We start from the raw sequence: 24,172 nt of genomic DNA, 5'->3' as shown, positions 1-24,172 counted from the left end.
CTGACGTTACGTGACGACCGACATGTTGATGTCGCTGCCGTCGGTGTCGTCGCCGTGGGCCATCGAGCCGTGCACGCCGATCGCCCTGATCTCGGCCGGCCAGCGCTTGAGCAGAACGTCCCGCAGCCGGGTGGCCAGGGACCATCGTGGGTTGGCCAGGTCGATCTCGTCCGGCGCCATGGCCTGATTGTTCAGGGCCGCCCGGGCCACGCCAAGGTCGCCGGGGTGACCGTGCCGAGCCGCCGCCACCGGGCCGCCCGGACCGCGGCGTCGGTCAGCGCGCTCAGCGCCGTCGCACGGTCGGTGTCCACGCTCACCGGCAGCACCGCCCGCCACGCCTGGGCGACGCCGTCCTCGACCTGGATCGCCAGCTTGCGGGCACTCTGCGGGTCGGTGACCTCGAACGGGAGCTGGTAACCGGCCGGCGCCGGGGCGGCGCTCGCCTTTAGCGCCGCGAGCCGCAGCACCAGCGCGTCGCGACGGTCGCGGTGGATCGCCTCGGCCGACCGGGCCTCGGTGATCTCGGTGCCGGCGGTCAACTTCACGCCCAATATCCCGTACGCGTAGATGGCCGCTTCTTCCGCGGCCAGCGCCGCGGTCATCCGGTCGCTCATCGCAGCGCCTCGGCGTGAGCGGCGCGGGCGGCGGCGATCGAGCCGGCCAGGGCGGCGCGTTCGGCCGGGGCGACCCGGCAGGCGGCTGTCGCGGTCTTCTGCGCGGCCTGTTCCGCCTTGCGCAGCTCGGCCACCGTGGACCCGGCCGATGCGGCGGGTGCGCTGGACGCGGCCGCCGGGGGCAGCGCCGCCCCGAACAGTCCCGCCAACTCCGCCGCGTGCTTGCGATGATTCCCGGCCAGCTCGGTGAGCAGGGCCGACCGTGCCGGATCGGCCGGCGCGGCCCGGTCGTACGAGGCGGCCAGCGCCAGCGCCTCGTCCAGCACCGGCTGCAGGGCGTCCGGTGGCGGGACCGGCTCGGGGTCGTCGTCGAACAGGCCGCAACCGGTGAGGGCGGCGAGGCCGGCGGCGCCCGCGGCCGTGCCCAGGAGCTGACGTCTTCGCACCCGGCCATCCAACACCATGGCTGCCCACCCGCGTGGTCCACCGCTGATCATCACGGTCCGTCCCGGTTCGGCGGCCGGGCCCCGGTCGCTGACCTGCACGTGGCACGGATTCGGTGCGGCGGCGGTCGGTGACCTCGTGCGGCGCGTTACGCTCTGCGTCAGCCTCCGGGGAATTGCCCCGGTGGCATGCCGGTGTTCCCGGCGATCGACCGGCGGGCGGTTCGCCACCCGTCGTACTCCAAAAGAAGGGTTGGGCCCGATGACGCAGCGTGATCGCGCCGGTGCCCGGCCGGTGAACCGTCGTTCCGGCGGTGGAGGCAAGCGTGAGGCCGCCGCGGAGACGCCGGCGCCCGCGGCACCGCGCATCGACCTGGTGGCCGCCCGGGCCCGGGTCCGCACGGTGATCGAGCCCGTCGTCGTCGCCGCCGGGTTCGACCTCGAAGAGGTGAATCTGTCGAGGGCGGGGCGCCGGCACGTGGTGCGGGTGCTCATCGACGCCGATGGTGGTATCGGTCTGGACGACGTCGCGTCGGTCTCGCGGGAGATCTCCGCGGCGCTCGACGCGGCCGAGGAGTCCGGCGCCGAGGTCGTCGCCGGGGAATACCAGCTGGAAGTGGGCTCGCCCGGTGTCGACCGGCCGCTGACCCTGCCCCGGCACTGGCGGCGCAACGCGGGGCGCCTGGTCACGGTCACGGTCGCGGGCAAGTCGCTGACCGGCCGGATCACCTCCGCCGACGAGTCCGGTGTCGTGCTGGACGTCAAGGGCAAGGCCACCACGGTCACGTTCGACGATCTCGGCCCCGGCAAGGTACAGATCGAGTTCAAGCGTCTGGACGAGGCCGTCTTCCCCGATGAGGACGAGGACGCCCCGGATGATGACGACGAAGATGATGATGATGACGACGAGGATGGGGAGGGCGAGGACAAATGAACATCGACCTCGCGGCGCTGCGCGCCCTGGAGCGCGAGCGGGAGATCCCGTTCGAGACGATCCTCGCGGCGATCGAGACCGCGCTGCTGACGGCTTACCGGCACACCGATGGCGCGGAGTCGCACGCCCGGGTGCAGATCGACCGTAAGAACGGCGCGGCGCTCGTCTACGCGCAGGAGCTGGACGCGGAGGGCACCCTCGTCCGGGAATGGGACGACACCCCTCACGACTTCGGGCGCATCGCCGCGATGACCGCCAAGCAGGTCATCCTGCAGCGGCTGCGCGAGGCGACCGACGAGGCCCACTTCGGTGAGTACGCGGGACGCGACGGTGACCTGATCACCGGCATCGTGCAGGCAGACGCCGCGCGGGCCGAGAAGGGCATCGTGATCGTCGACCTCGGCAAGATCGAGGCGGTGCTGCCGCAGGCCGAGCAGGTGCCCGGGGAGTCGTACGAGCACGGTTCGCGGATCCGGGCGATCGTGGTGCACGTGGCCAAGGGCTTCCGCGGGCCGCAGATCACCCTGTCGAGGTCGCACCCGGCACTGGTGAAGAAGCTCTTCGCGCTCGAGGTGCCGGAGATCGCCGACGGTGTGGTGGAGATCGCGGCGATCGCCCGTGAGGCTGGTCACCGTTCGAAGATCGCGGTGCGCTCGACCGTGCAGGGCGTGAACGCCAAGGGCGCCTGCATCGGCCCGATGGGGCAGCGGGTGCGCGCGGTCATGAGCGAGCTGCACGGCGAGAAGATTGACATCATCGACTGGTCCGACGACCCCGCCAAGTTTGTCGGAAACGCGCTCTCACCTGCGAAGGCACTGCGCGTCGAGGTCGTCGACCTGGCGGCCCGCGCGGCCCGCGTGGTGGTCCCCGACTTCCAGCTCTCGCTGGCGATCGGGCGCGAGGGGCAGAACGCCCGGCTCGCCGCCCGGCTGACCGGATGGCGCATCGACATCCGGCCCGACAACGAGCCGGCACCGGCCGCGGCGCGCGGCGCCGCGGAGACCGGAAGCTGACCGGATACGCGGGATCGGCGTGCGAGGAGTAGACTTTTCTGAGGCTGGCCCGATGCGAACGTGCATCGGCTGTCGCTTGCGCGCGCCAGCCACCGATCTGCTGCGGTTCGTCGCGGTCGGAGCGGGAGATGTTTTCCGGCTTCAACCCGATCCGAAACGTCGGCTGCCGGGTCGAGGAGCGCATTTGCACCTTGATCCGGCCTGCTTCGCGCAAGCGGAGCGGCGTCGCGCCTTCGGGCGTGCGTTGCGTCTCACCGGTGTTGCTGACACCGGCTTGCTTGCCGAGCACATCCGCACGGTCATGCCGCGCGGAACGACCGATGACAAGGCGTCGGCGCCTTCGTCACGACCCAGCAAGGTAGGACGACCGCAATGAGCACACGATGAAGTCCCTGAAATGACCAGGCTTCTAGTGCACGAGTGAGGTCGCTGCGGGTTTGGCTCGCACGACCTCAAAGTGAGGAGTGCAGTGCCAGGCAAGGCCCGCGTACACGAGCTCGCAAAGGAGCTCGGGGTCGACAGCAAGACCGTTCTCGCCAAGCTCAAAGAGATGGGCGAGTTCGTCAAATCCGCTTCCAGCACGGTTGAGGCCCCTGTGGCCCGCCGGCTGCGTGGAGCTCTCGACGCCGACACCAGTGGCGCTTCCGCGTCCGCTGCTCCGGCCCCGAGTGCCCCCGCGCCCAGCGCACCCCGTGCCAACCCGATGACCGCGCGGCCCCAGCCGCCGCGGCCCACGCCGGTTCCGGGGGCGCCCACCGCGGCACCCACGTCACCGGCTCCCACGCCGGGCGCCGCCGCGCGTCCCGGTCCGAAGCCGCCGGTTCCCGGCCGTCCCGGCCCCCGGCCGGGCCCGGTCGCCAAGCCGGCGAGCGCCCACGACATCGAGGTGGCGGCCGCCGAGGCCCGCGCTTCGGCCCTCAAAGCCGAGCAGGAGGCCGCGGTGAAGGCAGCTCAGGCTGCCCGTACCCGCGACGCCGAGCGCCGGGCGCAGCAGCCCCCGGCCGACCCCACCTCCCGCCCGCGTCCCGCGGGTCCGGGTCCTGGTTCGGTTCCGCCGCGTCCCGGTTCGCCGGCCGCGACGCGTCCCGCGCCGGGAGCGCCCGCGGCCCCCGGTGGCCGTCCGGCACCGGGCGGCAGCCCGCGTCCGCCGGCCCGTGGCCCGGGTAACAACCCCTTCGGCGTCTCCGGCGGTGGCGCAGGCCGTCCGTCTCCCGCGTCGATGCCCCGTCCCAACACGCCCGGCATGCCGCCGCGGCCGAGCCCGGCGTCCATGCCGCCGCGGCCCAGCCCCGCGTCCATGCCCTCGCAGCGTCCCGGCCGTCCGGCCGGACCCGGTGCGGGTCGTCCCGGCGGCCCCGGTGGCGCCGGCGGCGGTCGTGGTGGTCCCGGCGGCGGCGGTGGCGGTTTCCGTCCCGGTGGCGGCGGCGGTGCCGGTGGCGGTTTCCGTCCCGGTGGCGGCGGCGGTGCCGGTGCCGGCGGCGGTTACCGCGGCGGTCCCGGTGGTGGCGCTGGTGCCGGTGGCGGTTTCCGTCCCGGTGGCGGCGGTCCCGTCGGCGGTGCCCCCGGACGTCCGGGTGGTGGCGGTCGCGGTCGTGGCGGCGGTGCCGCGGGTGCCTTCGGGCGTCCCGGTGGCCGGCCGACGCGTGGCCGCAAGTCGAAGAAGCAGCGGCGTCAGGAGTTCGACAACCTGTCGGCTCCGCAGATGAGCTCGGGTGCTCCGCGCGGTCAGGGTCAGGAGATCCGGCTGTCGCGTGGCGCCTCGCTGTCCGACTTCGCCGACAAGATCAACGCGAACCCCGGTTCGCTGGTCCAGGAGATGTTCAACCTGGGCGAGATGGTCACGGCGACGCAGTCGTGCTCCGACGACACCCTGCTGCTGCTCGGTGAGCACCTCGGCTTCACGGTCTCGATCGTGAGCCCCGAGGACGAGGACCGTGAGCTGCTCGCGCAGTTCAACATCAACCTCGACGCCGAGGTCGCCAAGGACCGCCTGGTCGTCCGTCCGCCGGTCGTGACCGTCATGGGTCACGTCGACCACGGTAAGACCAAGCTGCTCGACGCGATCCGCAAGACCAACGTGGTCGCCGGCGAGGCGGGTGGCATCACCCAGCACATCGGTGCCTACCAGGTCTCGTTCGAGCACAACGGGGTCGACCGCGCGATCACCTTCCTGGACACCCCCGGTCACGAGGCGTTCACCGCCATGCGTGCCCGTGGTGCCCAGGCGACGGACATCGTGATCCTGGTCGTCGCGGCCGACGACGGCGTCATGCCGCAGACGGTCGAGGCGCTCAACCACGCGAAGGCCGCCGAGGTCCCGATCGTGGTCGCTGTCAACAAGATCGACAAGCAGGGTGCCAACCCGGACAAGGTTCGTCAGCAGCTGACGGACTACGGCCTGCTCGCCGAGGAGTACGGCGGCGACACGATGTTCGTGAACGTGGCCGCCAAGCCCGGGATCGGCATCGACGAGCTGCTCGAGGCCGTGCTGCTCACCGCCGACGCGTCGCTGGAGCTCACCGCTCCGATCGACGGACCGGCACAGGGCGTCGTGGTCGAGTCGCACCTGGACAAGGGCCGCGGTGCGGTCGCCACCGTCCTGGTGCACAAGGGCACGCTGCGGGCCGGCGACTCGATCGTGGCCGGTGGCGCGCACGGACGCGTCCGGGCCATGCTCGACGAGAACGGCAACACCGTGGCCGAGGCCGAGCCGGCTCGTCCGGTCCTGGTCCTGGGTCTCACCTCGGTTCCCGGCGCGGGCGACACGTTCCTCGCCGCCGAGGACGACCGCACGGTGCGGCAGATCGCCGAGCAGCGGCAGGCTCGCCGTCGTGCGGCGAGCTTCGCCAACTCGCGTGGCCGGGCCACTCTCGAGACGCTCATGGAGCAGCTCAAGGAGGGCGAGAAGACCTCGCTCACCCTGCTCATCAAGGGTGACTCCTCCGGTTCGGTGGAGGCTCTCGAGGACGCGCTGTTCAAGCTCGACATCCCGGAAGAGATCCAGCTCAAGGTCATCCACCGCGGCGTCGGTGCGATCACGGAGAGCGACGTCAACCTGGCGTCGGCCTCCTCCGACCAGACGGCGACGATCATCGGCTTCAACGTCCGGGCGTCGAACAAGGTCAAGGAGCTCGCCGACCGCGCCGGCGTGGAGATCCGCTACTACAGCGTGATCTACCAGGCCATCGAAGAAATCGAGGCAGCGCTCAAGGGCCTGCTCAAGCCGGAGTTCGAAGAGGTCGAGCAGGGCACGGCGGAGATCCGCGAGGTCTTCCGCTCGTCCAAGATCGGTCTCATCGCCGGTACGATCGTCCGGTCGGGCCTCATCAAGCGGAACTCCAAGGCGCGGGTCCTGCGCGAGGGTGTCGTCGTGGCGGAAAACGTCACGATCAACTCGCTGCGCCGCTTCAAGGACGACGCGACCGAGGTCCGCGAGGGCTTCGAGTGTGGTGTCACGTTCTCGGGCTTCGGCACGCCGCAGATCGGCGACGTGTTCGAGACCTTCGAGATGCGTGAGAAGCCGCGCGCATAAGGTAAAAGCGACATGAGAACGGCCCCCGGTGCATCAGCGCCGGGGGCCGTTGTCTTTACTACTCTGATGTCCCGCTACGCCCTGCTGCTCGCACCGTCCGCCAATCGTGTCTACGCCGACCAGGCCGGCCGCCTCTCCCTGGCCGAACTGGCCGCGTTCTCCCCGGTGCTCTCGGCCCCCGTCGCCGACCTGGAGGAGACCACGATCGGTGGCGTCGGCTACCTGACGTTCACCGGTGAGCTGACCCCGCGGGACGTGGCCTACCTGTCGAACCTGTCGGCCGGCTACGCGCTGTTCGAGCGCACCGCGGACGAGCTGCTGCGCCCGGTCACCCTCGAGCCGCTGGCCCGTTACGACAGCGACCTGATCACCATCCCGAAGTACGCGGGCAAGACCAACGAGCAGTTCACCAAGATGCTGCTCAACCTCACGGTGCTGGCCTCGGCCTCGGCGCCGCGGATGCTCGACGGCCACCTCACGGTCTGCGACCCGCTCGCGGGCCGTGGGACGACGCTCAACCAGGCGCTGATGTACGGCTACGACGCCCTGGGCGTGGAGATCGACGGCAAGGACGTCGAGGCCTACAAGCTCTTCCTGCAGACCTGGCTCAAGCGCAAAAGACTCAAGCACACCGCGGACCTCGTTCCGGTACGCCGCCAGGGGCGCAAAGCCGCCCGCCGGCTCGAGATCACGATGGCGGCGTCCAAGGAAGATCACAAAGCGGGCGACGTCCAGAAGCTGACGGTCCTCAACACCGACACCACCCAGCTCGACGGCCTGCTCAAGAACAACGTCGCGGACATCCTCGTCGCGGACCTGCCCTACGGCGTGGCCCACGGCAGCTACGACGACGAGGGCGGCATGTCCCGTCGCCCGCTCGACCTGCTCGAACGGGCGATGCCCGAGTGGGTCCGGGTGCTGCGCAAGGGCGGTGCCGTCGGCCTGTCCTGGAACACCAAGGTCGCCAAGCGTGAGCTCGCCGAGGACATCCTGCTGGCCAACGGCCTCGAGCTGGTCGAGCACGACAACCTCAGCCACCGCGTCGACCAGGGCATCGAGCGGGACGTGGTGGTGGCCCGGAAACCCGGCTGACCACCGTCCCCGCCGGGCGTAGAATCCTCGCCGATGTACACCGAAACCGCGGTATTCGACCTGCTCCTGCCCGGCGACTCGCAGTCCCTCAAGGCGAAGCGTTCCTATCTCCGGCCCATCATCGCCATGCTGCGAAAATTCGAGGTCAGCGTGGCCGAGGTGGGCCTGCACGACCTGCTGGGCCGGGCCCAGATCGGCGTGGCGGTGGTGGCGGCCGAGGCGGCCCAGGCCCGCGCGGTCCTCGACACCTGCGAGAACCAGGTGGCCGGCCGCCCCGAGATCGAGCTGCTCTCGGTGAAACGCCGCCTCTACGGCCGCGACGACGACGAGTAGGCCCCGGCCCGCCCGCCGGGCCTGTTGTGGCAGGTGGTGCGCTCCGGGTGCCGCCGTCGGGTGGTGCGGGCGGGGGTCCGCCGGCACCTGGGTACGCTCAACACGTAAGGCGGGGCCCAGATCCCCGTGGAACATGGTTGTCGGAGGTGGGCATATGTCGGATCCGGCCAAGACGCGACGGCACGCGGAGCGGATCAAGGAGCTGGTGGCCTCGCTGGTACGCGAGATCAAGGATCCCCGGCTCGGCATGCTGACCGTCACGGACGCCCGGATCACGGGCGACCTGCGCGACGCGCACGTCTACTACACGGTGCTCGGCGATCAGACCGAGCAGGCTTCGACCGCCGCGGCGCTGGAGAGCGCCAAGGGCATGCTGCGGACCCGGGTCGGGCACGCGTTGAAGCTGCGGCACTCGCCCAGCCTCACGTTCGTGCTGGACAACGTCCTGGACCACGCCAAGGAGATCGACGACCTGCTGGCCGCCGCGCGGCACCGGGACGCCGAGGTCCAGGCGCTGGCCGCCGGTAAGACGTTCGCCGGGGACGCCGACCCGTACAAGTCCGAGGACGACGAGGACGAGGCCGAGGACGAGCGAGTGGGCGCCGAGGAGACTCGGTGACCGACACGGTCGCCCGGCCGGTGCCGGGAGCCATCGCGGACGAGGACTGGGCCGCCGCGGTGGCCACGGTCCGCGAGTACGCGCCGGGTGGCCGTGTTCTGCTGATCTGCCACGTCAACCCGGACGGGGACGCGCTGGGCAGCATGCTGGGCTTCGCGCTGGGCCTGCGCCGGCTGGGCGTACACGATCTGCAGGCGACCTTCCCCGGTGAGTTCGAGGTGCCGGCGCCGTTCACCGCGATGCCCGGTCTTGATCTGCTGGTCGCCGCGGACGCGGTGACCACCGACCCGGATCTGGTGCTGGTCTTCGACGTGGCGGCCGAGTCCCGGATGGGGGCGCTGGCCGGCGTGCTGGACCGGGCCCGGGCGAGCGTGGTGCTCGATCATCACGCGTCGAACACCGGGTTCGGTGGGGTCCGGCTGGTCGATCCGGCGGCCGCGGCCACCTCGGTGGTGGTGGAGGAGCTGCTCGACCGGCTGGACGTGCCGCTCGACGCGGAGATCGCCGAGTGCCTCTACATCGCGCTGGCGACCGACACCGGTTCGTTCCGGTTCGACATGACCACGCCGCGGGTGCACGAGATGGCGGCGCGGTTGATCGCGACCGGGCTGCGCCCGGCGGAGATCTCCCGGCGGATCTTCGACAGCCGGCCGTTCGGGGCGATGAAGCTGTTCGCCGATGTGCTGGCGCGCGCGGAGCTGGAGCCCGGCGCCGCGGGCGGGCTCGGCATGGTGTGGACCTACGCGACGCTCGACGACCTGGCCCGGCACGGGCAGCGGCCCTACGTGCTGGACGCGCTGATCGATCCGGTGCGGTGTGTGGCCGAGGTCGACGTGTCGGTGGTCGTCAAGCAGGTGGCCGACGGCGAGTGGGCGGTGTCGTTGCGGAGCAAGGGCGCGGTCGACGTGAGCGCGGTCGCGGTCACTCTGGGTGGTGGGGGTCATCGGCTGGCCGCCGGATTCACCGGTCACGGAACTCCCAGTGAGGTAATCAAGACCCTCCGTGAGCAGCTGACCCCTGAGAAGCGCATCTAGCTGCGAATATCTCGTCGAAAGGCCGACCGTGAGGTCGGCCTTTCGCCTTTTCCGTCCCGGTTCCTGGGATCCACCCGACACAGTGCGGGACTGAACGCTAGTTTGGGTGAACGGGCATTTGGTTTTTGCACGGTCACGACCATGACCATCTGTGAGGCCTTGAGCCACCCGGGTCCACCCGCCCGGGGCGCGCGGCCCGTCACTCGTCCGGTGATCCCGGGCCGGTCCAGCGACACCCGTGATCTCTGGAAGGACCACCTGATGGCTGCCAAGCCGAAGCCCCAGAAGCCCGCCGACGACGCTCGCGAGCAACTCCGCCGCGCGCTGCAGACGTCGATGGACACGCGCCAGTAGGTAACTGCCTCTGACGCATTGCACTCCTTACGGTAGGGCGGGCATCATGACCGTTCATGAGCTCGTCCGCCGTGGCCACCGACCGCGCCCTCACCCGTCGCATCGCCGCGCTCGCCCTGCCCGCCCTCGTGGTGCTGGCCGCCGAGCCGCTGTATGTGCTCGTCGACACCGCTGTGGTCGGCCACCTCGGCCGGGTCCCGCTGGCCGCCGTCGCGGTCGGCGGCACGGTCATGTCGCTCGCCGTCTGGTTCGGCACGCTCATGGCGTACGGCACCACCGGCCGGGCCGCCCGCCGGTTCGGGGCCGGGGACCGGGCCGGTGCGGTCGCCGAGGGGGTCCAGGCGTCCTGGCTGGCGCTGGCCACCAGCGCGCTGCTGATGGCGTTCGCGCAGATCTTCGCGGGCCCGCTCACCCGGGTGCTGGCCGGCGATCCCGGAGCCGCCGCGGCGGCCGAGAGCTGGCTGCGCATCGCCGTGTTCGGCATCCCCGGGCTGCTGCTCGCCGCCGCCGGCAACGGCTGGATGCGCGGCGTGCAGGACACCCGCCGCCCGCTGTATTTCGTGCTCGGCGCCAACGTGCTCTCGGCGATCCTCTGCCCGCTGCTGGTCTACACCGCCGGCTGGGGGCTGATCGGGTCGGCGGTGGCCAACGTCGCCGCCCAGTCGGTCACCGGCGGCCTGTTCCTCTGGGCGATCATCCGCGAGCGGGCCCCGCTGCGGCCCGTGCCACGGGTGATCGGCAACCAGCTCGTGCTCGGTCGTGACCTGCTGATCCGCGGCGCCGCGTTCCAGGCGTGCTGGCTGTCCGCGACCGCGGTGGCCGCCCGGTTCGGGGTCGCGGCGCTCGGCGCCCACCAGATCGCGCTGCAGCTCTGGTTCTTCGCGGCGCTCGCGCTGGACGCCGTCGCGATCGCCGCCCAGTCGATGGTGGGCGCGGCGCTCGGCGCGGGCGACGAGCCGGCCGCCCGCGCGGTGGCCCGCCGGGTCACCCTCGTCGGCGGGATCTCGGGTGTCGCCTTCGCGGTGCTCGCCGCGGCCGGGGCCGGTGTCATCCCGGGCCTGTTCACCAGCGACCGGGCCGTGCACGACCAGGCGGCGGTCGTCTGGCCGTGGTTCGCGGGCATGCTGCCGTTCGCCGGGGTGGTGTACGCCCTCGACGGGGTGCTGATCGGCGCCGGCGACGTGGGCTACCTGCGCACGATGACCCTGCTGGGCGCGCTGGGCGGGTTCCTGCCGCTGATCTGGCTCGCGTACGCGTTCGACTGGGGTCTGCCCGGCATCTGGGCCGGGCTGGCGATGTTCACCCTGGTCCGGCTCGTGGCGCTGCTGCTGCGGTGGCGCGGATCGCGATGGGCGGTGGTGGGCGCGACCCGCTGAACCCCGTCTGGTTGGCTGGGGGCGTGGATGTCGACGGGCTCATCGTTGTGGACAAACCGGCCGGGATGACCTCCCATGACGTGGTCGCGCGGATCCGGCGCCTCGCCCGGACGCGCCGGGTGGGGCACGGTGGCACGCTCGACCCGATGGCCACCGGCGTGCTGATCATCGGGGTGAACAAGGCGACCCGGCTGCTCACGTACGTGATCGGGGCGCGCAAGAGCTATGCCGCCACGATCCGGCTGGGGCAGTCCACGGTCACCGACGACGCCGAGGGCGACGTGACCGCGACGGTGTCCGCCGCGGCGGTGACCGGGGAGTCGATCCGGTCCGCGCTGGCCGCCCGGGTCGGGGAGATCGACCAGGTGCCGAGCGCGGTGAGCGCGATCAAGGTCAACGGCGAGCGGGCCTACAAGCGGGTCCGCGACGGCGAGCAGGTCGAGCTGGCCGCGCGCCGGGTGACGATCTTCCAGCAGGACGTGCTCGACATCCGGCACGAGGGCGACGTCGTCGACATCGACGTCGAGGTGACCTGCTCGAGCGGCACCTACATCCGGGCCATCGCGCGAGATCTCGGCACCACGCTCGGCGTGGGCGGGCATCTCACCGCCCTGCGGCGCACGGCCGTGGGCGCCCTGACGCTGGCCGAGGCGGCGACCCTCGAGCAGCTGGAGGAGCGCGCGCCGGACGTGCTGTCGCTGCCGATGGCCCAGGCGGCGCGGCAGGCGTTCCCGCAGCGCGAGGCGACCGCGGACGAGGCCCGGGTGCTCAGCCACGGCGGCCCGCTCGAACCCGTGGGCATCGAGGGGCCGTACGCCGTCTTCGGTCCCGAGGGCAACGTGCTGGCCGTCGTCTCGGAGCGGGACGGGAAGGCCCGCGCCGAGATCGTGCTGGCCGCGGCTTGATCATGCTGGCCGCGGCGTGAGCCCCGGTCAGCGCTTGGACAGGTGCTCGGCGACGACGGCGACGAGGTCCGCCGCCGCGTAGGGCTTGTCCAGGAAGCCGTCGCACCCGGCCTCGAGTGCGGCGGCCCGGTCCTGCGGCAGCACGCTCGCGGTGACCGCGACCACGACCGGCTTGCGGCGCCCGGCCCCGACCTTGCCGGTGGCCAGTTCGCTCGCCAAGGTCAGCCCGTTGCCGTCGGGCAGGTTCATGTCCAGCAGCACGAGGTCGACGTCCTCGCTGCCCAGCTTGGTGCGCGCCACCGCGAGGCTGGACGCGTCCAGCACCTCGGCCTCGCGGACGGCGATGATCTCGGCCCGGGACAGCACGGCCTTGACCAGTGTGCGGTTCAGTTCCTCGTCCTCGACCAGCAGGATGCGCGGGCTCTCAGCCGTCACGGGTTCCCCTTCTCCACGTCGTCGTCCTCCGCCTCGCCGCGTACGCCCAGCAGCGGCCCGAGCTTGTCCGATCCGGCGCCCCCGGCCATCGCCGTGGCCACCACGCCCCCGGCCATGGCGGTCGCGACGAGGGAGGCCTCGCCCGCCGTCGCGGCCAGCCCGAGCACCGGCGTCTGCCGGGTGGACGGGTCCTGCTCCATCGCGGCCAGCATGCTGAACCCGTCGAGGGACGGCGACTGCATGTCGCAGACGATCAGGTCGAACTGGCCCTCGCGGCTCATCGCCAGCCCGTCGCGCCCGTCGGCGACCGCGACCACGTCGGCGCCGCCGGCCCGCAGGCCGTCCTCGATCGCCCGCCGGACGTCGTCGTCGTGGTCGACCACCAGCACCCGCGGCGCCGGTCGCACGGCCACCGAGCGGGCCAGCGCGCCGAGCAGCGCGGCCTGGTCGACCGGCTTCACGAAGTAGTCGTCGGCGCCCAGCGAGAGGCCCGCCTGCCGTTCGTCGATGATGGTGGCGAAGAAGACCGGGATCCCGGAGAGCCGGGAGTCGGCCTTGAGCCGGCGGATGACCTCGAAGCCGTCGATGCCGGGCAGCGCCACGTCCAGCACGATCGCGTCCGGCGGGTGGGCGCCCGCGGCGGTGAGCCCGGCCTCGCCCGATCCGGCCACGTCGACGTTGTAGCCGGCGTGCTCCAGCTGGGTCTGCAACAGCTCGGCCGACTGCGGGTCGTCCTCGACCAGCAGCACCCGGGGCCCCTCCACCGGCGTTGCCGAGGTCTGTGAGTGCACCACGGCCGCCGCGGGCAGCCGTACGGTGAAAGCACTGCCCTGACCCGGCGTCGAGACCACCGAGATCTCCCCGTCGTGGGCCTCGACGAGGCGCTTGGTCAGCGCCAGGCCGAGCCCGGTGCCGGCCCGCTGCCGGTCCGGGTCACCGACCTGCTGGAATTCCTCGAAGACCCGCTCGAGGTCCTCCGCGGCGATGCCGACGCCGGTGTCCGCGACGGTGACCAGCACGTGCTCGCCCGCCGGGGTGGTCGAGACGGTGAGCGTGCCACCCTCCGGGGTGAACTTGATCGCGTTGGAGAGCAGGTTCTCGACGATCTGCCGGAAGCGCACCCGGTCGGCGGTCGCGGTCACCGGCGTCAGGCCGGTCAGCACGGTCAGCGACTTCGTCATGGTCAGCGGCGAGAGACCGGTGATCAGCTCCTGGATCGCGCTGTCGACGCGCAGCGGGGCCAGGCGCAGCTCCAGCCGGCCGGCCTCCACCTTCGCCAGGTCCAGGATGTCGTTGATGAGCCCGAGCAGATGCCGGCCGCTGGTGTGGATGTGCTCGACCCAGTCGGCCGGGACCCGGCGCCGGTCGCCGTCCGGCTCCTCCTGCCGCATCAGGTCGCTGAAACCGATGATCGCGTTCAACGGGGTACGCAGCTCGTGGCTCATGTTCGCCAGGAACGCGCTCTTCGCCTGGCTGGCCCGGGTCAGCGCCTCCACCGAGACGCTCAGCTCGCTGGCGAGGCGCCGCTGGGCACTCAGCACGGCCTGGCGTTCGGCGAGTACCCCGGCCTGGCCGCCGAGCAGCGCGAACAGCCGCAGGTCGTCGTCGCTGAACAGGCTGCGGTGCCGATTGAACAGCAGCACCGCGCCCTCAGCGTCGGGCGGCACCGGCATGCTCAGCACGGTCACGAAGTCGTCACTGAGATCGTCGCCGAAGTGCTCCACGAGGGCGTTGCCACCCTCGCGCAATCGGGCGGGCCGGCCCGCCCGCATCAGCGCGGTCAGGTCGTCGAAGCCCAGTTCGTCGAGGGAACGGATGGTTGGTCCGGCATAGGCGATCGGTGACAGCAGTCCGTCGCTGCGCGGCATGAGTACGGACACCGCGTCGGCCCCGGTCTGCAGGCGCATCATGTCGGCATACGTCTGCCAGACCTCCTCGGCGGACTCGACGTGCGCCCGCAGCAGTCGTTCGGTGACCGACTGGGCGGTGGCGTCGGAGAAAGCCCTTCGCAGCCAGCGGGGCGGGGCGAAGGCGATCAGGTAGCCGAGACCGCAGACCAGGCCCAGCGCACGGTAGGCCTCCAGGTATCCGACATTGCGCGGGACGGCGCCGACGCCGAGCAGGGTGATCATGACGCCGAAGAGAATGGTGGTAGCGGCGGCGATGGCCAATCGCGCCCGATTGGCCCCGGTCCGGGTGCGGGCCTTGCTCCATAGCAGCCAGGCCGCTACCGCCTCGACCAGAACGAATCCACCGGCGGCGAGCATCCAGCGCCATCTGTCCACCATCGCATCGGTAGGCGCTGTGGATGTAGCCCTGAGCAGGGGGCCGATGGAGGCGAGATAGATCACCACTGAAGCCCAGGTGAGCCACTGCGGCACCCGTCGCAGCCTGGTCGCCAGGCGAAGCGTGAGGAAGGGCAGCGTGAACAGCAGAGCTTGTGTGATGACCGTCACCCACCGCGGTGGGGTTTCGACCCAGACCCGAACGCTGATGTGCGCGAACCAGACCGTGCAAGGCAAGAAGATCAGCGTCACATCGCGCTGCAGGGGATCGCGCCGTCGCAGGTAGCCGACCAGGGCCCGCGCGAAGAGGACCGCGAACATGGCTTCCGCTGCTAGCGGGACGAGCGAATTCAGGCCTTCTCTCATATCAGGACCAACTGTAGCGTTTCAGGCACTCGGGGAGACCGATACTCTTACGCCTGGTCCGACGCAGATGGGGAGGCGTGCATGCAGCGGTGGCGCGGCTATGAAGCGGTGCCCGGTGGATTCGGCCGGTCCGTGGTGACCATCGGCGTCTTCGACGGGGTGCACCGCGGCCATCAGGCGATCATCGGCCAGACCGTGAAGCGGGCCCGCGACCTCGGCCTGCAGTCGGTGGTGGTGACGTTCGACCCGCACCCGGCCGAGGTGGCGCGCCCGGGCTCGCACCCGGCCGTGCTCACCGAGCCGGTGCGCAAGGCGGAGCTGATCGAGCAGCTCGGCGTGGACGCGCTCTGTGTGGTGCCGTTCACCCCGGAGTTCTCCCGGCTCAGCCCCGAGGAGTTCGTGCACGACGTGCTGGTCGAGGCGCTGCACGCCACCGTCGTGGTCGAGGGGGACAACTTCCGCTTCGGGCACCGGGCCGCCGGTGATCTCGCGATGCTCGCCAAGCTCGGGCACACCTTCGGCTTCACGGTCGAGGAGCCGCCCCTGGTGGCCGAGGAGGGGCTGGTGTTCTCCTCCACGTACATCCGCAGTTGTGTCGACGCCGGGGACGTCGAGGCCGCGGCCGCCGCGCTGGGCCGGCCGCACAACCTGGGTGGCGTGGTGGTCCGTGGTGATCAGCGGGGCCGGGAGCTGGGATTCCCGACCGCCAACCTGATGTGTCACCGCTATGCGGCCATCCCGGCGGACGGCGTGTACGCGGCGTGGTTGCGGCGTGGCTCTGAGTTGTTGCGGGCGTCGGTCTCCATCGGCACGAATCCGACGTTCTCCGGCCGGGAGCGCCGGGTCGAGGCCTATGCGCTCGACTTCGACGCCGACATCTACGGCGAGCGGGTCGAGCTCGACTTCGTGGCCCATCTGCGTGAACAGCGGACATATACCGGCATCGAACCGTTGATCACCCAGATCAACGAGGACGTCGAGCGGACCCGCGAGCTGCTGCGCTGACCGACTGGTATTGTTGTGCGCATCTACGGTCTCGCCAGCCTGCCCGACGCCGCGGGCCGCGAGGATACCGATCAATCGGCAACACAGAATCACGGAGAACATGGCGCTCGATCAAGAGACCAAGACCAAGATCATGACCGAGTACGCGACGCTGGAAGGCGACACCGGTTCGCCCGAGGTCCAGGTCGCGATGCTCACCAAGCGGATCGCCGACCTCACCGAGCACCTCAAGGTGCACAAGCACGACCACCACAGCCGTCGTGGTCTGCTGCTGCTGGTGGGCCGTCGCCGCCGTCTGCTCAACTACGTGCACAAGAAGGACATCGCGCGCTACCGGACGCTCATCGAGCGTCTCGGCCTGCGCCGATAGGTTGACCCGCGGGGGAGTGGCCCACCTGGCCGCTCCCCCGAGCTTTACATCCGGACCCGCGCGGCTCACGCCGTCAGCACCGGTCCTCGGTAGTGGTTCCCAGGCCAATCTCCTGGGCACTTCGATCGAAGACCGGCTCACCTGAACCGCGCCAGCAGACCGCCGGGTCCTCGACGAAGGAGTTCCGCACCACATGACAGAGCACAACGCTCTCGGTACCGAATCTCGCACCGCAGTGATCGACAACGGGTCGTTCGGCACCCGTGAGATCACCTTCTCCACGGGTCGCCTGGCCAAGCAGGCCGGCGGCTCCGTCATCGTCCAGCTGGGCGAGACCACCGTCCTCTCGACCACCACGGCCAGCAAGCAGCCGAAGGAGCACTTCGACTTCTTCCCGCTGACGGTCGACGTCGAGGAGCGGATGTACGCCGCGGGCCGCATCCCCGGCTCGTTCTTCCGCCGTGAGGGCCGTCCCAGCGAGGACGCCATCCTCACGTGCCGCCTGATCGACCGGCCGCTGCGCCCGTCGTTCACCAAGGGCCTGCGCAACGAGGTCCAGGTCGTCGAGACCGTCCTCGCGCTCGACCCGCAGCACCCGTACGACGTTGTCGCCATGAACGGCGCCTCGATGTCGACCAAGCTCTCCGGCCTGCCGTTCAGCGGCCCGGTCGCCTCGACCCGCATCGCGCACATCGAGGGCCAGTGGGTCGCGTTCCCGACCCTCGAGGAGCTCGAGCGGGCCACCTTCGACATGGTCGTCGCCGGTCGCGTGACCGCTGACGGCGACGTCGCGATCATGATGGTCGAGGCCGAGGCCACCCCGCAGGCGGTCAAGCTGATCTCCGCCGGTGCCGCCGCGCCGACCGAGGAGGTCGTGGCCAGCGGCCTCGAGGCCGCCAAGCCCGCCCTCCGCGAGCTGTGCCGCGCGCAGAGCGAGCTGGCCGAGGTCGCCGCGAAGCCCGTCCAGGACTTCCCGGTCTTCCTCGACTACCAGGACGACATCTACTCCGCGGTCGTCGAGGCCGTTCGCGAGGAGACCGCCGAGGCCCTCAAGATCGCTGCCAAGCAGGAGCGCGAAGAGGCCCTCGACCGGGTCAAGGCCAAGGCGCACGAGCTGCTCGACGAGCGGTTCGAGGGTCGCGAGAAGGAGATCAGCGCGGCGTTCCGCTCGGTCACCAAGTCCGAGGTGCGCCAGCGCGTGCTGCGCGAGCAGGTCCGCATCGACGGCCGTGGCCCGCGTGACATCCGCCCGCTGACCGCCGAGGTCGGCATCCTCCCGCGGGTGCACGGCTCGGCGCTGTTCGAGCGCGGCGAGACCCAGATCATGGGTGTCACCACGCTGAACATGCTGCGCATGGAGCAGGCCCTGGACACCCTCGCCCCCGAGAAGTCCAAGCGCTACATGCACAACTACAACTTCCCGCCGTACTCCACCGGTGAGACCGGCCGGGTCGGTTCGCCGAAGCGCCGCGAGATCGGTCACGGCGCGCTGGCCGAGCGGGCCCTCGTGCCCGTGCTGCCGTCGCGCGAGGAGTTCCCGTACGCGATCCGCCAGGTCTCCGAGGCGCTGGGCTCCAACGGCTCCACGTCGATGGGCTCGGTCTGCGCCTCGACGCTGTCGCTGCTGGCCGCCGGTGTGCCGCTGAAGGCCCCGGTCGCGGGTATCGCCATGGGCCTCATCTCCGACGAGGTCGACGGCAAGACGCAGTACGTCGCGCTGACCGACATCCTCGGCGCCGAGGACGCGTTCGGTGACATGGACTTCAAGGTCGCCGGCACCAGCGAGTTCGTCACCGCGCTGCAGCTCGACACCAAGCTCGACGGCATCCCGTCGGACGTGCTCGCCGGTGCCCTGCAGCAGGCGCACGAGGCCCGCGCCACGATCCTCGAGGTCATGGTCGCGGCGATCGAGGCCCCGGCCACGATGAGCGACTACGCCCCGCGGGTCACCACGGTGAAGATCCCGGTCGACAAGATCGGCATGGTCATCGGCCCGAAGGGCCAGACGATCAACGCGATCCAGGACGAGACCGGCGCCGACATCTCCATCGAGGACGACGGCACGATCTACGTCGGCGCGACGAACGGCCCCTCGGCCGACGCCGCTGTCGAGCGGATCAACGCGATCGCCAACCCGACGCTGCCGAAGATGGGCGACAAGTTCCTCGGCACGGTCGTCAAGACCGCCGCGTTCGGCGCGTTCATCTCGCTGCTGCCCGGCCGGGACGGCCTGCTGCACATCTCCAAGGTGGGCGACGGCAAGCGGGTCGACAAGGTCGAGGACTTCCTCAACGTCGGCGACAAGGTCGAGGTCTCCATCGCGGACATCGACAACCGCGGCAAGATCTACCTCGACAAGGTCCGCCCCGAGGGCGCGGACGCTCCGGCGGCTCCGGCCGCCGAGGCGGCTGCCTCCGGTGACGACAAGCCCCGCGAGGAGCGCGCTCCCCGTGGTGGCGACCGCGCCGAGGGCGGCGAGCCGCGCCGCCGCCGGTCCCGCCCGAGCGGTGACCGGGGCTAATCCCTCACATGACAGCGAGTAAGACCCGCGGGCCGGCCGAAAGGCCGGCCCGCGCGGCTACCCAGACCTTGTTGGACGGCGTGCGCCGCACGGTTCTCCCGAGCGGCCTGCGCATCGTGACCGAGGCGATCCCCACCACCCGCAGTGCCGCTCTCGGCGTGTGGGTCCGGATCGGCTCCCGAGACGAGACGCCCGCGATGTCGGGTGCCTCCCACTTCCTCGAACACCTGCTCTTCAAGGGCACCGCGAAGCGCACCGCCCTCGACATCTCCGCGGAGATCGAGGCGGTCGGCGGCGAGACGAACGCCTTCACCACGAAGGAATACACCTGCTATTACGCGCGGGTGCTCGACGCCGATCTGCCGCTGGCCGTGGACGTCATGATGGACGCGGTCGCCAACTCGGTGCTCGCCCCGGCCGATGTCGAGACCGAGCGCGGCGTGATCCTCGAAGAGATCGCCATGCACGACGACGAGCCCGGTGACGAGGTGCACGACGTCTTCACCGAGGCGATCTTCGGTGCGGGCACCCCGCTCGGGAGGTTGATCTCCGGTACCGAGGAGACCATCACCCCGATGACCCGGACCCAGATCAACCGGTTCTACCGCAGCCGCTACAAGGCTCCGGAGATCGTCGTCACCGCGGCCGGCAACCTCGAGCACGCCAAGGTCGTCCGGCTGGTCCGGGCCGCGATCGCGGGCAGCCCGCTGGACAGCGCGGCCGACGACCCGGTACCACCGCGCAGGATCACCCGCAGCCGCATCCAGAAGCCCACGACGGTGATCCGCAACCGGGACACCGAGCAGGCCCACCTGGTTCTCGGCGGTGAGGGCATCCAGCGGGAGGACGACCGGCGGTTCGCGCTGGGCGTGCTCAACAACGTCCTCGGCGGTGGCATGTCGAGCCGGCTCTTCCAGGAGATCCGGGAGAAGCGCGGGCTCGCCTACTCGGTCTACTCCTACGGCACCCAGTACGCCGACGCCGGCCTGTTCGGCGTCTACGCGGGCTGCGCCCCCGGCAAAGCCGACGAGGTCCTCCGGCTGATCAGGGCCGAGCTGGCCGCGGTGGCGTCCGACGGCATCACCGCCGCCGAGCTGGCCCGGGGCAAGGGCATGGTCAAGGGTGCGTACGTCCTGGGTCTCGAGGACACCGGCTCGCGGATGAGCCGGCTGGCCAAGTCCGAGCTGCTGTACGGCGACCTGATGGGCGTCGATGAGCTGCTCGCCAAGGTCGACGCGGTCACCCTCGAGGAGACCAACGCGCTCGCCGCCGAGATTCTCGCCAAGCCGATGTCGCTGGCCGTTGTCGGGCCGTTCGACGACGGCGCGTTTTCGTCCGACCGCTAACCTGGGACCCCGTGACCGTCGTCAGCCCCCCACCACAGCCGTCCCTGGACGAGCCCACGGCCTCGAGCCGCAAGCGCCGGATCATCGGCATGTCCGTCTGGGCGGTGCTCTTCGCGGTCGGCACGTACTTCATCGGCGTGCCGACCAGCGATCCGCTCATCGCGTTCGGCTGGCTCTGGCTGGCCACCATCGCGTGGCGCAGCGATCGGCCGTGGCGCGAGCACCTGCGTTTCCTGCGCGACTGGCTGCCGATCTCGTTGCTGCTGGTCGTCTACAACGTCTCCCGCGGCTACGCCGACAACCTCTTCGCCCCGCATGTCTACGAGCTGATCCACGCGGACGAGGCGATGTTCGGCTGGGCCACCGGCGGCAAGGTCCCCACGGTCTGGCTCCAGGAACACCTTTATCGGCCCGACGTGGTGCAGTGGTGGGAGGTGGCGGTCTCCCTCGTCTACGTCTCGCACTTCCTCGCGGTGCCGACCGTCGGCGTGCTGCTCTGGCTGCGCAACCGGGAGCAGTGGGGCCGTTTCATGCGCCGCTGGTTCACGCTCAGCGTCGCCGGGCTCATCACGTACTTCCTGTACCCGGCCGCCCCGCCGTGGTGGGCGTCTCTCTACGGCCAGCTGCCCGACCATGTCGACCGCATCTCCACCAACGGGTGGAACGCCGTCGGCCTGCACAGTGCCGGCAACACGCTCAACGCCCTGCAGGTCGAGGCGTCCAACCCGGTCGCGGCCATGCCGTCGCTGCACACCGCGTACGCGATGATGGCTGTCGCGTTCTTCCTGCCCATGGTGGCCCGGCGCTGGTGGCCGCTGCTGCTGGCGTACCCGCTGGCGATGACGTTCACCCTGGTCTACTCCGGGGAGCACTACATCATCGACGTGCTGGTCGGCTGGGCCTACGTGGTCGGGGTCTTCGCCGCCGTGGGCTTCGGTGAGCGCTGGTGGGCCCGGCGCAGGGCGGCCGATAAGGTGACCGCGTGACGATCCGAGTAGGAGTTCTGGGAGCCCACGGACGGATGGGCTCCGAGGCGTGCAAGGCGGTCGGCGCGGCCACCGACCTCGACCTGGTGGCCACGATCACCCGGGGCGACAAGCTCGCCTCCGTGGCCGATGCCGGCGCCGAGGTGCTGGTCGACCTGACCACCCCCGACGCGGTCATGGACAACCTGGAATGGGCCATCGGCCGGGGCATCCACGTGGTGGTCGGGGTCAGTGGCTTCGACGAGCGGCGCCTCGGTCAGGTTCGCGGCTGGCTGTCGGCCGCGCCCGGCACCGGCGTGCTGATCGCCCCCAACTTCGGCATCGGCGCGGTGCTGATGATGCAGTTCGCGGCCCGCGCGGCCACGTTCTTCGAGTCCGCCGAGATCATCGAGCAGCACCACCCGCGCAAGCTCGACGCCCCCAGCGGCACGGCCTCCCACACCGCCCGGCTGATCGGCGCCGCCCGCGCCGAGGCGGGCCTCGGCCCGATGCCGGACGCCACCAAGGAGGAGATGTCCGGCGCCCGCGGCACGGAGATCGACGGGGTGCGCGTCCACGCGATCCGGGCGGCGGGTCTGGTGGCCCACCAGGAGGTCCTCTTCGGTACGCAGGGGGAGACGCTCACCATCCGCCACGACAGCCTGGACCGGTCGTCGTTCATGCCCGGCGTGCTGCTCGCCATCCGCGCGATCCAGGGGCGCCCCGGTCTCACCGTCGGCCTGGACCCCCTGCTCGAAGGTTAGGCGGTCTCCTGGTCGAGGCCCACGTGCAGGCGCAGCTGGTTGACCAGCATGTCGTCGACGTCGAGGGCTCGGCCGGCACCGTCGGGCTCCCAGCCGGACGACGCCAGGAACAGCTGCATGGGCTTGTCGGCGTCGTAGGCCCAGGCCACCGCGGAGGTGAAGGAATCCTCGCGCCACAGGTCGACGGTCGCCGCCAGCAGCCGGCTGCCGTGCCCGCGGCGCTGCCAGCGCGGCTCGACCAGCAGATCGGTGACCGCGGCGACGCCGTCGGCCAGGGGCGGCTCCTCCGGGGCGAGCGCCTGCTCGTCGGCCGGCCCGGCGGCGGCGAAACCGACCACGGTCTGCGCGCTCTCCGCCTGCTCGATCGCGATCAGCACCCGGTGCCGGGGCGACGGTGCCTTCTCGATCGCCTCGGCCCAGCCACGGGCCAGGAACGCCTCGTCGAGGTTGGCCAGCACGTGCGCCGGGAACAGCCGCCGATAGGCGGTGCGCCAGGTGGTGAGCTGGATGCGGGCGATCTCCGCGGCGTCCTCGGGACGGGCGGGACGGACAAAGCCGAGAGCCATGCCCGGGAGCCTACAGATCCACCTCGGACGCCATTTCTGTCGTACCCGTGGGATAGCGTCCCCGGCGATGGCTGTTCCCGAATCTCTCAGCGTCGCGCAGGCCCGTCGCATCACGCTGGCCGCGCAGGGCTTCACCGACCGCGCGCCAGGTGGCGCCACCGATCTGCGCCACCTGCGCCGCGTGCTGCGCCGGGTCCACCTGATCCAGATGGACTCGGTCAACGTGCTCCAGCGGGCGCACTACATGCCGCTCTACAGCCGCCTCGGGCCCTACGACCCGGCGCTGCTGGAGCGGGCCGCCTACCGCGACCCCCGGGAGCTCTTCGAGTTCTGGGGGCACGAGGCGTCCCTGATCACCACCGACCTGCAGCCGCTGTTCCGCTGGCGGATGGCCCGGGCGCGCGACCACGCGTGGGGCGGCATGGTGCGGATCGCCACCGAGCAGCCGGAGCTGGTCGCCCGGGTGCTCGGCGAGGTCCGCGACCGGGGGCCGGTCACCGCCGCCGAGATCGAGCACGACGTGCCGCGTACCAAAGATCACTGGGGCTGGAACTGGTCGGCGGTCAAACAGGCCCTCGAGTGGCTGTTCTACTCGGGCGAGATCACCGCGACGGAACGCACCTCGTCGTTCGCCCGGCGTTACGACCTCACCGAGCGGGTCCTGCCCCGCCGGATCGTCGACGCCCCGACGCCGTCCCCGCAGGATTCGTTCCGGGCGCTGGTCGAGCTCGCCGCCCGGTCCCTGGGTGTGGCGATGGAGCCGGAGCTGCGGGATTACTTCCGCCTGCCGGTGGCCGGAGCCAGGCGGGCGGTGGCCGAGCTGGTCGAGGACAAGGTGCTGCTCCCGGTGACCGTGCAGGGCTGGAGGGGCCCGTCCTACCTGCACCACCAGGCGGTCCTGCCCCGCTGGGTGCGCGCGGCGGCGCTGATCAGCCCGTTCGACCCGCTGATCTGGGAACGAGCCCGCACCGAGCGGTTGTTCGACATGAACTACCGCATCGAGATCTACGTCCCGGCGGCCCAGCGCCGCTACGGCTACTACGTCCTGCCGTTCCTGCTGGGCGACCGGTTCGCGGCCCGGCTCGACCTCAAGGCGGACCGCCGGGCCGGCGTCCTGCGGATCCCGGCGGCCTGGCTGGAGCCCGCGGCCGACCGCGAGGCGACCGCGGCGGCGCTGGCCGTCGAGCTCCGGCGTCTTGCCGCCTGGCTGGGTCTGACCGCCATCGCCCCGCCCGCCCGTGGTGACCTGGCCCCGGCCCTCGCCGAGGCGCTCACCACGGGCCCCTGAGGTGTACCGTGG

General features: G+C 71.1%; 24 protein-coding genes. 18 read left to right on the top strand and 6 right to left on the bottom strand.

Going from position 1 to position 24,172, the window contains the following annotated elements:
• Window positions 1-6: 6 nt before the first annotated feature.
• The 3 genes from ACIA6A_RS03575 to ACIA6A_RS03565 are packed head-to-tail and all read right to left on the bottom strand — an operon-like array spanning window position 7 to window position 1,060.
• Entirely contained in the window at window positions 7-180 is a 174-nt protein-coding gene (locus ACIA6A_RS03575) for a hypothetical protein (RefSeq protein WP_396095812.1), read from the bottom strand.
• 11 nt (window positions 181-191) lie between these two features.
• Window positions 192-614: a DUF4439 domain-containing protein gene (locus ACIA6A_RS03570; RefSeq protein WP_396095811.1), complete on the bottom strand. Its 423-nt coding sequence runs from the start codon at window positions 612-614 to the stop codon at window positions 192-194.
• Window positions 611-1,060 (bottom strand): hypothetical protein, encoded by a 450-nt coding sequence (locus tag ACIA6A_RS03565; RefSeq protein ID WP_396095810.1) that lies wholly within the window; start codon window positions 1,058-1,060, stop codon window positions 611-613. The genes ACIA6A_RS03570 and ACIA6A_RS03565 overlap by 4 nt, the downstream gene beginning before the upstream one ends.
• 259 nt (window positions 1,061-1,319) lie before the next feature.
• Between ACIA6A_RS03565 and rimP the strand changes: the two genes are divergently transcribed.
• From rimP to truB, 11 genes are all read left to right on the top strand, one after another.
• Window positions 1,320-1,991 carry a ribosome maturation factor RimP gene (gene rimP, locus ACIA6A_RS03560; RefSeq protein ID WP_396095809.1) on the top strand — a complete coding sequence of 224 codons (672 nt, stop codon included), beginning with the start codon at window positions 1,320-1,322 and terminating at the stop codon, window positions 1,989-1,991.
• Window positions 1,988-3,004, top strand: coding sequence for a transcription termination factor NusA (gene nusA / locus ACIA6A_RS03555; protein WP_396095808.1), 1,017 nt, complete (start codon window positions 1,988-1,990; stop codon window positions 3,002-3,004). Before rimP ends, nusA begins: the two co-directional genes overlap by 4 nt.
• Before the next feature lie 52 nt (window positions 3,005-3,056).
• Entirely contained in the window at window positions 3,057-3,380 is a 324-nt protein-coding gene (locus ACIA6A_RS03550) for a YlxR family protein (RefSeq protein WP_396095807.1), read from the top strand.
• 93 nt (window positions 3,381-3,473) lie between these two features.
• A complete protein-coding gene (infB, locus tag ACIA6A_RS03545; RefSeq protein WP_396095806.1) occupies window positions 3,474-6,536 on the top strand; it encodes a translation initiation factor IF-2 in 3,063 nt (1,020 codons plus the stop codon).
• Window positions 6,537-6,602: 66 nt separating this feature from the next.
• Window positions 6,603-7,628 (top strand): TRM11 family SAM-dependent methyltransferase, encoded by a 1,026-nt coding sequence (locus ACIA6A_RS03540; RefSeq protein WP_396095805.1) that lies wholly within the window; start codon window positions 6,603-6,605, stop codon window positions 7,626-7,628.
• Between the two features lie 33 nt (window positions 7,629-7,661).
• Complete coding sequence (locus ACIA6A_RS03535; RefSeq protein ID WP_396095804.1) at window positions 7,662-7,961, top strand: DUF503 domain-containing protein; 300 nt, start codon at window positions 7,662-7,664, stop codon at window positions 7,959-7,961.
• Between the two features lie 154 nt (window positions 7,962-8,115).
• Window positions 8,116-8,580 (top strand): 30S ribosome-binding factor RbfA, encoded by a 465-nt coding sequence (gene rbfA / locus ACIA6A_RS03530; RefSeq protein WP_396095803.1) that lies wholly within the window; start codon window positions 8,116-8,118, stop codon window positions 8,578-8,580.
• Window positions 8,577-9,614: a bifunctional oligoribonuclease/PAP phosphatase NrnA gene (locus ACIA6A_RS03525; RefSeq protein WP_396095802.1), complete on the top strand. Its 1,038-nt coding sequence runs from the start codon at window positions 8,577-8,579 to the stop codon at window positions 9,612-9,614. The genes rbfA and ACIA6A_RS03525 overlap by 4 nt, the downstream gene beginning before the upstream one ends.
• Window positions 9,615-9,755: 141 nt before the next feature.
• Window positions 9,756-9,968 (top strand): hypothetical protein, encoded by a 213-nt coding sequence (locus tag ACIA6A_RS03520; protein ID WP_396095801.1) that lies wholly within the window; start codon window positions 9,756-9,758, stop codon window positions 9,966-9,968.
• Between the two features lie 56 nt (window positions 9,969-10,024).
• Entirely contained in the window at window positions 10,025-11,344 is a 1,320-nt protein-coding gene (locus ACIA6A_RS03515; protein ID WP_396095800.1) for an MATE family efflux transporter, read from the top strand.
• Window positions 11,317-12,249, top strand: coding sequence for a tRNA pseudouridine(55) synthase TruB (truB, locus tag ACIA6A_RS03510; protein WP_396096437.1), 933 nt, complete (start codon window positions 11,317-11,319; stop codon window positions 12,247-12,249). Before ACIA6A_RS03515 ends, truB begins: the two co-directional genes overlap by 28 nt.
• Before the next feature lie 27 nt (window positions 12,250-12,276).
• Here truB and ACIA6A_RS03505 read toward each other — a convergent pair whose 3' ends face one another.
• Both ACIA6A_RS03505 and ACIA6A_RS03500 read right to left on the bottom strand, forming a co-directional pair.
• Window positions 12,277-12,684 (bottom strand): response regulator, encoded by a 408-nt coding sequence (locus ACIA6A_RS03505; protein ID WP_396095799.1) that lies wholly within the window; start codon window positions 12,682-12,684, stop codon window positions 12,277-12,279.
• Window positions 12,681-15,335: a response regulator gene (locus tag ACIA6A_RS03500; protein ID WP_396095798.1), complete on the bottom strand. Its 2,655-nt coding sequence runs from the start codon at window positions 15,333-15,335 to the stop codon at window positions 12,681-12,683. Before ACIA6A_RS03500 ends, ACIA6A_RS03505 begins: the two co-directional genes overlap by 4 nt.
• 81 nt (window positions 15,336-15,416) lie before the next feature.
• Here ACIA6A_RS03500 and ACIA6A_RS03495 point away from each other — a divergent pair, with 81 nt between their 5' ends.
• From ACIA6A_RS03495 to dapB, 6 genes are all read left to right on the top strand, one after another.
• Window positions 15,417-16,340: a bifunctional riboflavin kinase/FAD synthetase gene (locus ACIA6A_RS03495; RefSeq protein WP_396095797.1), complete on the top strand. Its 924-nt coding sequence runs from the start codon at window positions 15,417-15,419 to the stop codon at window positions 16,338-16,340.
• A gap of 100 nt (window positions 16,341-16,440) precedes the next feature.
• Window positions 16,441-16,710: a 30S ribosomal protein S15 gene (gene rpsO, locus ACIA6A_RS03490; RefSeq protein ID WP_125807096.1), complete on the top strand. Its 270-nt coding sequence runs from the start codon at window positions 16,441-16,443 to the stop codon at window positions 16,708-16,710.
• 193 nt (window positions 16,711-16,903) lie between these two features.
• Window positions 16,904-19,231 carry a polyribonucleotide nucleotidyltransferase gene (locus tag ACIA6A_RS03485; protein WP_396095796.1) on the top strand — a complete coding sequence of 776 codons (2,328 nt, stop codon included), beginning with the start codon at window positions 16,904-16,906 and terminating at the stop codon, window positions 19,229-19,231.
• 8 nt (window positions 19,232-19,239) lie between these two features.
• Window positions 19,240-20,577 carry a M16 family metallopeptidase gene (locus ACIA6A_RS03480; RefSeq protein WP_396095795.1) on the top strand — a complete coding sequence of 446 codons (1,338 nt, stop codon included), beginning with the start codon at window positions 19,240-19,242 and terminating at the stop codon, window positions 20,575-20,577.
• 11 nt (window positions 20,578-20,588) lie between these two features.
• The gene (locus ACIA6A_RS03475; RefSeq protein ID WP_396095794.1) at window positions 20,589-21,563 is read left to right on the top strand and encodes a phosphatase PAP2 family protein; all 975 of its coding nucleotides are present in this window, start codon (window positions 20,589-20,591) and stop codon (window positions 21,561-21,563) included.
• A complete protein-coding gene (dapB, locus tag ACIA6A_RS03470) occupies window positions 21,560-22,306 on the top strand; it encodes a 4-hydroxy-tetrahydrodipicolinate reductase (RefSeq protein WP_396095793.1) in 747 nt (248 codons plus the stop codon). Before ACIA6A_RS03475 ends, dapB begins: the two co-directional genes overlap by 4 nt.
• On the opposite strand, the gene ACIA6A_RS03465 is transcribed toward dapB, so the two are convergent.
• Complete coding sequence (locus ACIA6A_RS03465) at window positions 22,303-22,872, bottom strand: GNAT family N-acetyltransferase (RefSeq protein ID WP_396095792.1); 570 nt, start codon at window positions 22,870-22,872, stop codon at window positions 22,303-22,305. The two genes, dapB and ACIA6A_RS03465, sit on opposite strands and share 4 nt — an antisense overlap.
• A gap of 67 nt (window positions 22,873-22,939) precedes the next feature.
• Here ACIA6A_RS03465 and ACIA6A_RS03460 point away from each other — a divergent pair, with 67 nt between their 5' ends.
• Complete coding sequence (locus tag ACIA6A_RS03460; RefSeq protein ID WP_396095791.1) at window positions 22,940-24,160, top strand: winged helix-turn-helix domain-containing protein; 1,221 nt, start codon at window positions 22,940-22,942, stop codon at window positions 24,158-24,160.
• The last annotated feature ends 12 nt before the right edge of the window (window positions 24,161-24,172 follow it).

Origin of the sequence: Actinoplanes sp. NPDC051494, from assembly GCF_044454705.1 — a bacterium.
Classification (GTDB): domain Bacteria; phylum Actinomycetota; class Actinomycetes; order Mycobacteriales; family Micromonosporaceae; genus Actinoplanes.
This window is presented reverse-complemented; position numbering and strand designations above follow the sequence as displayed.